The organism is Moorena sp. (assembly GCF_982860115.1).
The window spans coordinates 1-10,683 of the sequence record NZ_CEYLVT010000247.1 but is presented as its reverse complement, the minus strand read 5'-3'; the positions used below and the strand labels follow the sequence as shown (position 1 = coordinate 10,683).

General features: G+C 43.1%; 8 protein-coding genes and 3 pseudogenes. 8 read left to right on the top strand and 3 right to left on the bottom strand.

The genetic code is table 11. From position 1 onward, the window contains the following. Positions 1–111: 111 nt before the first annotated feature. The 7 genes and pseudogenes from AC4II3_RS27830 to AC4II3_RS27800 all read left to right on the top strand — a co-directional run bounded on the left by AC4II3_RS27830 (position 112) and on the right by AC4II3_RS27800 (position 7,795). Positions 112–1,212, top strand: a complete 1,101-nt coding sequence (locus AC4II3_RS27830) for an RNA-guided endonuclease InsQ/TnpB family protein (protein ID WP_488015317.1) — start codon at positions 112–114, stop codon at positions 1,210–1,212. A gap of 24 nt (positions 1,213–1,236) precedes the next feature. Next, positions 1,237–1,413, top strand: a pseudogene (locus tag AC4II3_RS27825) (sugar ABC transporter permease); the annotation flags it as partial. Next, positions 1,413–2,291 carry a carbohydrate ABC transporter permease gene (locus tag AC4II3_RS27820; protein WP_488015315.1) on the top strand — a complete coding sequence of 293 codons (879 nt, stop codon included), beginning with the start codon at positions 1,413–1,415 and terminating at the stop codon, positions 2,289–2,291. The pseudogene AC4II3_RS27825 and the gene AC4II3_RS27820, both read left to right, overlap by 1 nt. 29 nt (positions 2,292–2,320) lie before the next feature. Beyond that, on the top strand, positions 2,321–3,403 hold the full coding sequence (locus AC4II3_RS27815) for an ABC transporter ATP-binding protein (RefSeq protein WP_488015313.1): 1,083 nt from the start codon (positions 2,321–2,323) through the stop codon (positions 3,401–3,403). A 656-nt stretch (positions 3,404–4,059) separates the two neighbouring features. Beyond that, a complete protein-coding gene (locus AC4II3_RS27810) occupies positions 4,060–5,268 on the top strand; it encodes a hypothetical protein (RefSeq protein WP_488015311.1) in 1,209 nt (402 codons plus the stop codon). Positions 5,269–5,389: 121 nt separating this feature from the next. Further along, a complete protein-coding gene (locus tag AC4II3_RS27805; RefSeq protein ID WP_488015309.1) occupies positions 5,390–6,856 on the top strand; it encodes a Dyp-type peroxidase in 1,467 nt (488 codons plus the stop codon). A gap of 159 nt (positions 6,857–7,015) precedes the next feature. Next, complete coding sequence (locus tag AC4II3_RS27800; RefSeq protein WP_488015307.1) at positions 7,016–7,795, top strand: hypothetical protein; 780 nt, start codon at positions 7,016–7,018, stop codon at positions 7,793–7,795. Positions 7,796–8,139: 344 nt separating this feature from the next. On the opposite strand, the gene AC4II3_RS27795 is transcribed toward AC4II3_RS27800, so the two are convergent. Then, positions 8,140–9,201, bottom strand: a complete 1,062-nt coding sequence (locus AC4II3_RS27795) for a catalase family protein (protein WP_488017414.1) — start codon at positions 9,199–9,201, stop codon at positions 8,140–8,142. Between the two features lie 500 nt (positions 9,202–9,701). Between AC4II3_RS27795 and AC4II3_RS27790 the strand changes: the two are divergent. Beyond that, positions 9,702–9,968, top strand: a pseudogene (locus AC4II3_RS27790) (ISAs1 family transposase); the annotation flags it as partial. A gap of 11 nt (positions 9,969–9,979) precedes the next feature. Here the strand turns inward: AC4II3_RS27790 and AC4II3_RS27785 are convergent. Both AC4II3_RS27785 and AC4II3_RS27780 read right to left on the bottom strand, forming a co-directional pair. After that, positions 9,980–10,294 (bottom strand): annotated as a pseudogene (locus tag AC4II3_RS27785) (DUF433 domain-containing protein); the annotation flags it as partial. A 195-nt stretch (positions 10,295–10,489) separates the two neighbouring features. After that, positions 10,490–10,683, bottom strand: a 194-nt coding sequence (locus AC4II3_RS27780; RefSeq protein ID WP_488017489.1) for a hypothetical protein, incomplete at its 5' end; no start/stop codon positions are given.

Sequence of the window (10,683 nt, the reverse complement as noted above, 5' to 3'; positions counted from 1 at the left end):
CTAGGCTTTACGGACTCCGAAAATATCAAAAGCAAGTCACGCAAGCGGTACAAGAAAAAACCTCGGAACCAGACGGTGAAGTTGACACCCAACAGTGTCAAGAAACTCAGGGTGTTTCCATCTAAAGAGCTTCATAAAGTATGGAAAACGTGGCTTAATGCTTATCGCTGGGTCTATAACTGGTCAATAGCTACCATCAAAAATGGCTATCAAGGTAGTGCCTACGATTTACAAAAATTAGCAAGGGCATCGGATAGACCAGAGTGGGTAAAAAAACTCCCAGGTCATCAACTGCAAGAGGCAGTAGCTGATGCAATTGATGGGTTTAAGCAGGCAAAAGCTAACAAGGGTTTTGCTAAGTTTAAGTCTTGTCGAGAAACAAGGCAAGTGATCAAGTTCAAGGCTGGTAACTTCAAGAAAGGTTCCTGGTATCCAACAAAAGTCAAAGGCTTGTCTTTCCGTTCACCTCAAGGTTTTCCTGACGAGTGCATCTACGGTACCCAGTTGGTTTGGATCAAAGGCAAATGGTACGGGATTTTCCCTGAATACATTGAACCTACTCCCACTTTTCAAGATCGAGTTATAGCTTTAGATCCCGGTATCAGAACGTTTTTAACTGGATTTGACGGCAGTAATTATCTAGAAATAGGTAAGAGCGATATTGGTAGAATCCAAAGACTTTGTCAGCAGTTAGATCGGTTGATGAGTCGTATTGACTTAAGCTCTGCAAAACGCCAGAGACGAGCCATGAGAAAAGCCGCCCATCGTTTACGCCAAAAGATTCAAAACCTAATTAAGGACTGTCACAACAAGTCAGCGTATTTCCTTATTAGTAACTACAAGCTCATCTTTTTGCCGACGTTTGATACATCTGAGATGGTCGTCAAGTCAGCTAGGAAGTTGAACAAGAAGACAGCTCGCAATCTGCTTACCTGGAGTCATTACAAATTCCGCCAACATTTGATACAAATGGCAGATCGGCATGATGTAAGGGTGGTATTAGTTAATGAATCTTACACGAGCAAGACTTGTCCGGAGTGCGGTCATATTCACGAAAAATTAGGCGGTAATAGAAAATTCCAATGCCCAAAATGTGGTTTCTCATTACCACGGGATTGGAATGGCGCACGGAACATAATGATTCGTGCTTTGTCGGCAACAACCACCAGGTTTTCACCTGGTGCTATACAGGTCATTCCTGCTGATAAGTAGGTTTGCACAGGTTAAATGTTGCACCTGATCAAAGTGATGACTGGAGGTGGTCCCGGAGGAGCTACAGAAGTTGTATCTCTCTACATCTATACCACTGTCATGGATTATCTAGACTTCGGTTATGGTGCTGCCCTTGTGGTAGTAACCTTTGTGATACTGGTAACCACGGTGGTAATTATAGCGCTAGGCTTACGGAACTAATGACTATTCTTCCTAACTCATCATCTCCTCAACCAAAAACAAAACAAATTAACATTATCAAACCAATCATCCTCCCTTTAGGAATCATCTTATTGGTAATTTTCTGCCTAGCACCACTCCTCTGGCAATTCCTCACCTCCCTCAAAGTTAACCAAGATATCTCTTCCCTTCCTAATATTTATTTCCCTAGGCGATATACACTTGAACACTATATAAATTTATTTACTAGCCGTCCCCTAATTCACTATATTTTCAACAGCGCCTTTGTATCAATTACTTCTACACTATTGTGTTTAGGGATAGGAACTCCTGCTGCTTACGCCTTAGCACGGTTAACCCTAAGAGGAGAAAAAATCATCCTTGCCGGGATTATAATTATTACCTTATTTCCCTTTGTTTTGATTTTCCTAGGACTCCTGGAAATAATCCAAATTCTTAAACTAGGAAATAATTATTTAAGCCTGATTGTTTCCTATACAGCTATCAACCTTCCTCTCACCCTATTAGTGATGCGCAGCTTTTTTCAACAGCTACCGCGAGAGCTAGAAGATGCTGCTAAAGTGGATGGCTATAGCACCTGGCAAATGCTAATCCAAATTTTGTTACCCCTAACCGTTCCAGCGTTAGTAACCACAGGAATACTTACCTTTATTTTTGCTTGGAATGAATTTATTTTAGCCCTCACTTTCATTAGCCAAGAATCCATGAAAACTTTGCCCGTTGCTGCGGCTCAGTTGAGTGGTTCTTTAGGGAAAGAGATTCCCTACGGTGCGATTGCGGCTATGACAGTTATAGGAACATTTCCCTTAGTGGTATTAGTAATGTTTTTCCAAGGTAAAATTGTCCAAGGTTTAACATCGGGAGCAGTCAAGGGTTAACTCGTTGGGGGTTGAAGGTTGACGATAGTATGGCTAAACTAGAACTATATAATATTAATAAAATCTACAAGACTAACAAGGGTAATGTTATCCCAGTTAAAGACATTAGCTTAGAGGTGGATGAAGGAGAATTTCTTACCCTACTTGGGCCATCGGGATGTGGTAAGTCTACGATGCTGCGACTAATTGCTGGGTTAGAGCAACCCACCCATGGCAAAGTAGTTATCAATGGACGGGATGTTACTCATGTCAGACCAGGCGATCGCAATATTGCTATGGTTTTTCAAAGCTATGCTCTCTATCCTCATATGACCGTATATGACAATATGGCAGCTAGTCTGAAACTCCATAAAGTCCCTTGTGAGCAAATTTGCAGCCTGGTGCAGGACGTAGCTGGTAAACTGGGACTGGAAAATTTGATGGAGCGCAAGCCTAGTCAGCTATCTGGTGGTCAGCGCCAGCGGGTTGCTCTGGGCAGGGCATTGGTGCGGCAACCGGCTGTGTTTTTGTTAGACGAACCTCTAAGTAACTTGGATGCTTTGCTGCGAGAGCAAGTTAGAGCGGATTTGAAGCAGCTATTTGTTGCTCAAAAGGCACCCGTGGTTTATGTGACTCATGACCAAACCGAAGCAATGACCCTCTCAACTAAGATTGCGGTTTTATGTGATGGTAAGCTGCAACAGCTAGATACACCCCAGGGCATTTACAACCAGCCAGCAAATCAGTTTGTCGCTAGTTTTGTCGGTTCTCCCCAAATGAATTTACTGACACTTCACTGTCAGGGGAATTATGCCCTCTTGGGTGAGGTCAAAATTCCTTTGCCGAATTTGCCTCAAGTTCCGCCACAGATTGTTCTAGGTATCCGTCCAGAAGATGTAGCCCTAGCTCAACCTGAGGATAAATATAGGATTAAGGGTCGCATCTACCTGGTGGAAAATCTAGGCATGCATAATTTAATTAGTGTTAGGGTTAAGGGGTCAGACTCTCTCAGCATCCGGGCGTTATTACCAAATAATTTAACTTGGGAAACAGAAGAAGTGACCCTGGCTATATCACCCCAGTTAATTCACTGGTTTGATAGTGAAACATGGGTTCGCTTAGGGTCTCTTTAGAGCATCCCATAGCGGCTCTTTGATAGCATTTAATTCTACCCTCACGGGGTGACAAGCTAATTTAAAATCTTACAGGGGTTAGGTTTTAGGGGTTAGGTGTTAGGGAACATCGTCATGGCGTAGTAGTTGATTAAAACTATCTATACAGTTGGATTGGTGAAAATGGCTTCAACTGCTGGAAAATACAACAACACGAGTCGCTGTAATTTTCCCAAAACCTAAAACCTAAAACCTAAAACCTGCCTAGGTTTGAGCTTTGTTGTCACCCCTTGAGAATTCTACCCTAACTTTACCCAGTTTACCAGAAACAATTAGTTAAAAATATTAAGAAATATGTAGAAAATGGAGCCCTAGCAAGGAGAGGACAGCCACCAGAGGACAGTAATGTAAATAATAATGTAAACAATGTTTATATTTTGACAGTTAAAACTAATTTTGGTAAAATAAATAGGGTATAATTAGTGATGATTGTAATTAAGTTACAGTCACAGGAACTCGTAAATTCTCTACAGCCTAAAGCTAGATAGGGTTAAACGCGATCGCTAAACCGTAAGCTAAACCGTAAGCTAAACCGTAAACTAAACCGTAAACTAAAGCATCAACTTAGTTTAGCCAAAACCCCATTATTAATTAATATTCTTTAAATGGAGGGCAGAATGTCCCCAAACCCCCTGACTGTTATTGTCAAGATTAAGCCTGAAGAAGAGGCAAATCTAAAATCAATTCTCGAAGCAATTGACTCGGATCCAGCAAATAATCCCTATGTTCGCTTTCCTGAGAGCCGTCAAACCCACTTGGCGCGTTTTGCCATCCTCAATGATCCTGATAATGGACCGCGCTTGCTCTTTTCCAGTAATTATGATGGTGACTTAGATAGCTACCTCAATGAACTAATTCAGATATCACCAGGAATGGATAGCCTATGGGAAAAATGCCAAGGCTATACGGGCAAGGCACAATTCTCTGAGTTTATTAACCAACACTCCTATCAGCCCGAAGCCTTTTACATTGCCTTCCGTAACGAAACCGTCGAAAGCCTCAAGAACTACATCGCCATTCGGAAACATATTGAAAATTTCTTAGATCTCAAGGATGTAGCTAACTACCTAGATTGTTCAGGAATCAAGCCATTTTTAGATAAAGTTGCCCTGGTTTCTCAAACTAATACTTGGTGGGAAGTTGTGGGATTGAATGGATTAAAGATATTGAGAGGATTGGTAGCTCTGGGTCAAGGGATATTAAACTTAATTCGCCAAATCCTATTGGTTATAATAAATTTTCTAGCTAGCATACTGGGCAAACCGGAAAATAGAAGTGAAATTGGACAATATACTAGTGTGAAAGCTGATCTCGCTCAAAGTCAGCTTCTGGCCAATGCAGAAGACCGTTTTGTTCAGAACTCAATGAATCACCTTGTAGACATTAACCCTGAGCGACTCAAGCGTCTGAAGATAGTATTGTTTCTAGTTAATTGGGCTGGACAATATCTATTTCCACCAGCATCCCTAGTTAATATCACTACAATTCATTTTGCCCGTTGGCTGATTATTGATGAAGGGAAACGTTTACTATTTTTAAGTAATTATGATGGCTCCTGGGATAATTATCTGAATGATTTTGTTGATCGAGCCAGCGACGGATTAAACTCCATTTGGAACAACACAATGACTTATCCAGAGGGAGGCGCTCAGGATATTGGGGCGTTCAAACAATATTTCCGAGATTACCAAACCCCATCCCTAGTCTACTACAGCGCTTATCCTGAGCAAACTGTCCAAACTAGTTTGAGAGACCAACAAATTAGCAAAATGATCGGGACAAATTTTAATCAATCTGCGGTTGAAGAATGGTTAAAACTGCTCTAACGGTTTGTTGATAACGGTTTGTTGAAATAGCTACTGAATAGAAGACTTAATCGTCAGCTGGATGCAGCAATAAATCAGGGATAACTCTGTAACTCTAAACCCAGAAACGAGGGAAGCAACCATGTCAGAATTAACGCCAGAAGCACGGGAAGATATTCAGGGAATTATATTGAGTGGTTATGGGCATCTGCGCTATGCCTTATTTTTATTTGTTCAAATCAAGAACCCTAAACAAGCTCAGGCATGGTTAAAGACTATTCTCCCGGAAATCACTACAGGTAAATTGTGGCCAAAACGACCAGATGGAACCACCGAAAAACCTGAATATACCTTGAATATTGCCTTTACCCACAAAGGATTGCAAGCTCTTAACCTACCACAGCACACTCTCGAAACATTTTCCAGGGAATTAATCGAAGGGATAGCTACTTCAAAACGTTCTCGTATATTAGGAGATACGGCAGAAAGCGCTCCAGATCAATGGGATGTCGGTGGAGCAAATAATGAAGAGATTCATATGTTGTTGATCCTTTATGGATTAGACCCCGAAAGCCTCGCCCAGCAGCGCAACCAATTGCTTCAAGACCAAGACGATAGTCTAGTGGTTGTGGCAGAAGAGCCTGGGTTTAGAGCTCCTAGTAATAAGGAGCATTTCGGTTTTAACGACAGTATTTCCCAGCCGATCATTGAGGGGAATCGAAACAACCAAAACCCTAATCAAGATGTGGTTAAGACTGGAGAGTTTATCCTGGGCTATCCAAATCAATACGATTTCTTACCTGCTACCCCATCTGTGCCAGTAGACCAGGATAGTGATAATATCTTGCCCAGTTTTCCAGGTACAGAACTGTCAGAGTTGAAAGATTTCGGACGTCATGGAACTTACCTGGTATACCGGAAGCTAGCCCAGGATGTAGCTGGCTTTTGGGAATATATTGCCCAACAAGGACATGATGGCGAGGGTTGTCCCCATGCTCCAACCATGAGCTTGCTTGCCGCTAAGTTCGTAGGACGTTGGCCCAGTGGTACCCCCCTAGTGCTTGCCCCAGACCAGGATAACCCAGAGATTCAGGACAAGAATCAGTTCAAGTACTTACCAGAAGATAAAGAGGGTTATCGTTGCCCCATCGGTGCTCACATCCGTCGTAGCAACCCCAGGGATTCCTTTCTAGATGCCACCCCAGAGGATTCCTTTAAACTATCCAATCGGCATCGGATTATTCGACGGGGGGCTATTTACGGAGAACCTCTATTCCCCATCGATGATATCGAAAACGGTCAGTTGCCTGTGGATATTCAGGATGATGGCAAGCCCAGAGGACTACATTTCTTCAGTATTAATGCTAATATTAGGCGTCAATTTGAGTTTCTTCAGGAAACTTGGTGTAACAATCCTCGATTTAACAGTCTATATGATAGCAAAGACCCGATCATCGGAGATAATGACGGTTCTGGTCATATGACCATTGAGCGTTCACTGATTCGTAAACGAATTAATAACCTACCTCGATTTGTAACCGTCAAGGGGGGTGGATACTTTTTTATGCCAAGTATCACCGCCATGCAATTTATGGTTAATTGTGCTTGAATTGTCCAATGCCAGACCTTAGGTGCGCTTTCCGTAGGCGAATTAAATTCGCTAAAGGTGCGCTTTCCAATGGCCGGGGAACCCGGCCTTGGGTCGCACCTTCGGGTCGCACCTGTTCAAAACTACTATAGTGCATCTAAATAGTGCATCTAAACTATTATGATTCCATTTGCTCTAACCTTTGCAGCAGTTTTTTCCCTGGAAATTGGGTTGATCTCCGTGTTAACCGTAATGCCTCAGCTCGGTAAGCTAGGCAAGACTATCTCAGAATCCTTTATCCAAGCCCCTGGGCTGGACATGATCTTATCAGTGATAGTGTGGATTCCTTGGGTGATCAGTGGACTACTTTTAGGCTGGGTGGGGGTTTTGGCTGCCCTAGTGGGTCAAATATTAGCGCTACAGTTGTGGATTGTTGCTCATGAATTAGTCCATTCTGAAGCAGTAAAAGGACCGAGAATTGTTAGCTACCTCAATCAGCGGTTTGGCTGGTGGCGAAACCACTTGGCATTATGGGTGACAGCTGTCAGTGTGCCAGTGTTTTTTTTGATTCGCCTTGCTGAAGTAGCCTTGTATCCATTCCTAATCTGGTTACTCGGCTTCCCAAGTTACAAGCACAGTGAATGGGTCAATGTCAGTCGCCAGAAGTTTGAAGGCTTAGTTGGTCATGATCTGATTTGGTGCCTTTACTGTGACTGGATGACTGGGGTGTATTCCCTCGGTGCTGAAATGTTGAGGAATGTGGAATCTTTCTGGTGTCCGATCCGCTTTTACAATGACAAAAAGTGCGAGAACTGTCAGCTCGATTTCCCAGATATCGATGGCGGTTGGGTTGCCCAAGACGCAACCATGGGAGACGTTGTACAAACAATAGAAGACTATATGCCTAGCGATCGCCAATGGACATGGTTTGGTCACCCAGATCGAGGGAATAGGGAGTAGGGAGTAGGGACTCCCTCACAGGGGTAGGTTTTTAACAAAAACGTGAGGTGTAGGGTGTGGGTTGTGGGGTGTGGGGTGTGGGGGTACAGACAAGCGATGCAGCGCCTTCATGGGGGGGTTTCCCCCACTCGCTATTGCATCAAGACAATATACTTAATTTGTCGTTAAAAATCATCATTGTCTTGTACCCAAGCGCAAGTGGGGGAAACCCCGGCAGGTCGGGCTTTGGTGCGCTTTCCGCATCTAATTATTAAATTCGCGCTTATTGTCGCACCTCTGCATCGCTTTATTATCCCCCACACCCCACACCCCACCCCCTACACCCTCATAAGGGTAGGGACTCCCTACTTCGGCAAGACATCTAGGGGAAAAATCGAGAAAAATTCTTCTGTTGTTGGTTCTTTATGGGGGACATTATTCAGTCGGTTTCGTAGCCGAGAAACTAACTCGTAAACCTGCTTGCGAGGACGGTTGATTCCCCCTAAAGGTCTATGCTCTGGTAGAGAATGCCATGGGGTGTAGGACAAATCCTCACAAAATTTGATTTGCTCAGGAGATTCAAAAGCCTGAGCAGGAATCTTGAGAGTAGCTACTTTTTGATAGGGTGATTTCCAATCGATGGTGGGGTCTTCAATTGGCATCTTATCAGCATCGGTCTGAAACTGAATTAAGAAATCAAAGCAAGCTTCTTTATTGTTGAGATGTTCTCGGATTGCGTCGCGAAGAAAGTTTTCTGTTTTAGGAATCGACTTAGAACTAGTTGAGATATTATCAGGAGAAGGCTTCAGGGAGAATTTAATCGCTCCTGACCCATATTTGTATGGAGTTGTACTCCAATATTGAGATTCTAATGGACTGCGCATCTTAGACAACCGAATCCGTAGTCCGATCTGGATCTCACGCCAGCGCCATTTAAATGGATTAAGTCCATTTATGAAAAACTTTATGGGATTCCGGCTTCCGGAACGTTCAATTTCTGCAAAAAACTCAATGTAGTCTTTGGCATTGCGAACTACGAAAAGCGGGTGGTCTATTAGCAAAAAATCTTGGGTTTCTTCATATTTTTCATCCTCCAAGACTTTGTCTCCTGGTACACCCATCAGTTTAACCGCCATACCATGGGCATCACCTTTGGTATCCTTCTGCTCACTGAAATTTGAGAAGCGAATACAAGCGGCGAAACGCTTGCCTGGTTCTTTAAAAATACCAACTCTAATCTTGTCATCGTTAGGGAGGTTAGGGTCAATGATAAATTCTCCTCTAACACAACCATGAGCTTTGGGATGTTCTCCCCGTTTCACAGGAGGATTTTTGTCAATAAGTCGTTCACTGATTTGGGCAATTTCACGAGTAGCTTCTTCTTCATCCGGCGGTACGTTTTCCTGACCAATTTCTAATTTAGTCATCGCTTTCGCCTCTTTTACTCCTTTTGTGTTCTAGTATTATAGCATTAGGGTAGGGAGTAGGGAGCAGGGAGTAGGGAGTAGTATTTAGTTTTATCGTTTGTTATTTGAGTATTAGTTATAATGTCAGCTATCAGCTATCAGCTATAGCAATTCTACGACTTGTGAGGTACAAATATCTGGGTTTTAGGGACTTCGGAGCAGGGAGCAGGTAAGAGGAACCCACCCCTAACCCCCTCACAGGGGTAGGTTTTTTACATTAGGGTGAAATATGGGGCGACCCAGAGGAAGAGAAAAAGGAAAACAACGAAGAAATGATGATTAATAACGACAAATTAAGTACATTTTCTTATCCCCCACACCCCACACCCCACGCCCCACACCCCACACCTGAGGTCTTTGTAAAAAACCTACCCTTATGAGCCCCTAACCCCTCCCAGGAGGGGAAGGCAAGAGCCAATAGTCAAACAATTCTGTTTACCTCATGAGTCCTAGAAACGCTATATATCAGTAGCTTGTCAGAAACGGCTAAAGTATTTGCTGATAAAATTAAAGGACACTGGGCAATCGAAAATAAATTGCATTGGATTAAAGATGTGATTTTACAGGAAGATCATTGTTCTTTTAATGACACTCAAGCTACTACTAACTTTTCTATTCTCAACACAGTAGCTCTGAATCTTTTCCGAATTTTGGGCTTCGACTCAATTACCGAAGCCCAAAAATGGCTTCGTAACAAGTGGTCTAGGCTTTGGGTTTTGTTAGAATGAAACAGCCCTGCGGGTTTAGGGGGCATTGTTGCAATGGGAGCAAAGTGTTCTCGATTCCGCTGTTCCCAATACTGTCGGTTTTCCTGTTCCTCCTGCAAAATAGTTTGATACTCTACTTCGACTTGGGTACGATTGTCTTCAATGTATGACAGCGCAGCGCTTACTTGTTCTTTAGTGAGGTTAAGAACATCGCCAATAAACTTGGGTGGATACTGAGCTGTGACATAATCCATCACATCGTAGAGGGTGATGCGTGTTCCGGCAATGGTTAATCCCCATTCTGTGCGAATTATTATAGCTGTTTTGCTATTAGATACTGGAGCCATATCTATCGCTTTCTTAAAGTATCTCTATTGTACGAAGTGTTTAAGTATTCAGCGGTAGTGGTCAGCTTAAAATCAGGCGTTGTTTAATAATAGAATGATTTTAAGAGTAGGTGCGCGCCTTAAGCGGGCGAGTAAATCGCCCTTGGGTCGCACCTGTAGAACAGGCATCTTGGTGGAACAGGCATCTTGCCTGTTTCATTTCCGGGCGGGCAGGATGCCCACTCTACTGATAGTCATCCCGCGCCTCAGCAATGCCACATCTTTTCCTATTGCTCCGAGGTCTAGTGAGGAAACCAGGAATTTAACGCAACAGACAGTTGAACTATGATCGGAGTTATCTCCCTCCATACAGGAATGTGCAAATGTTTCAGACTTTGACGGATGGTTAC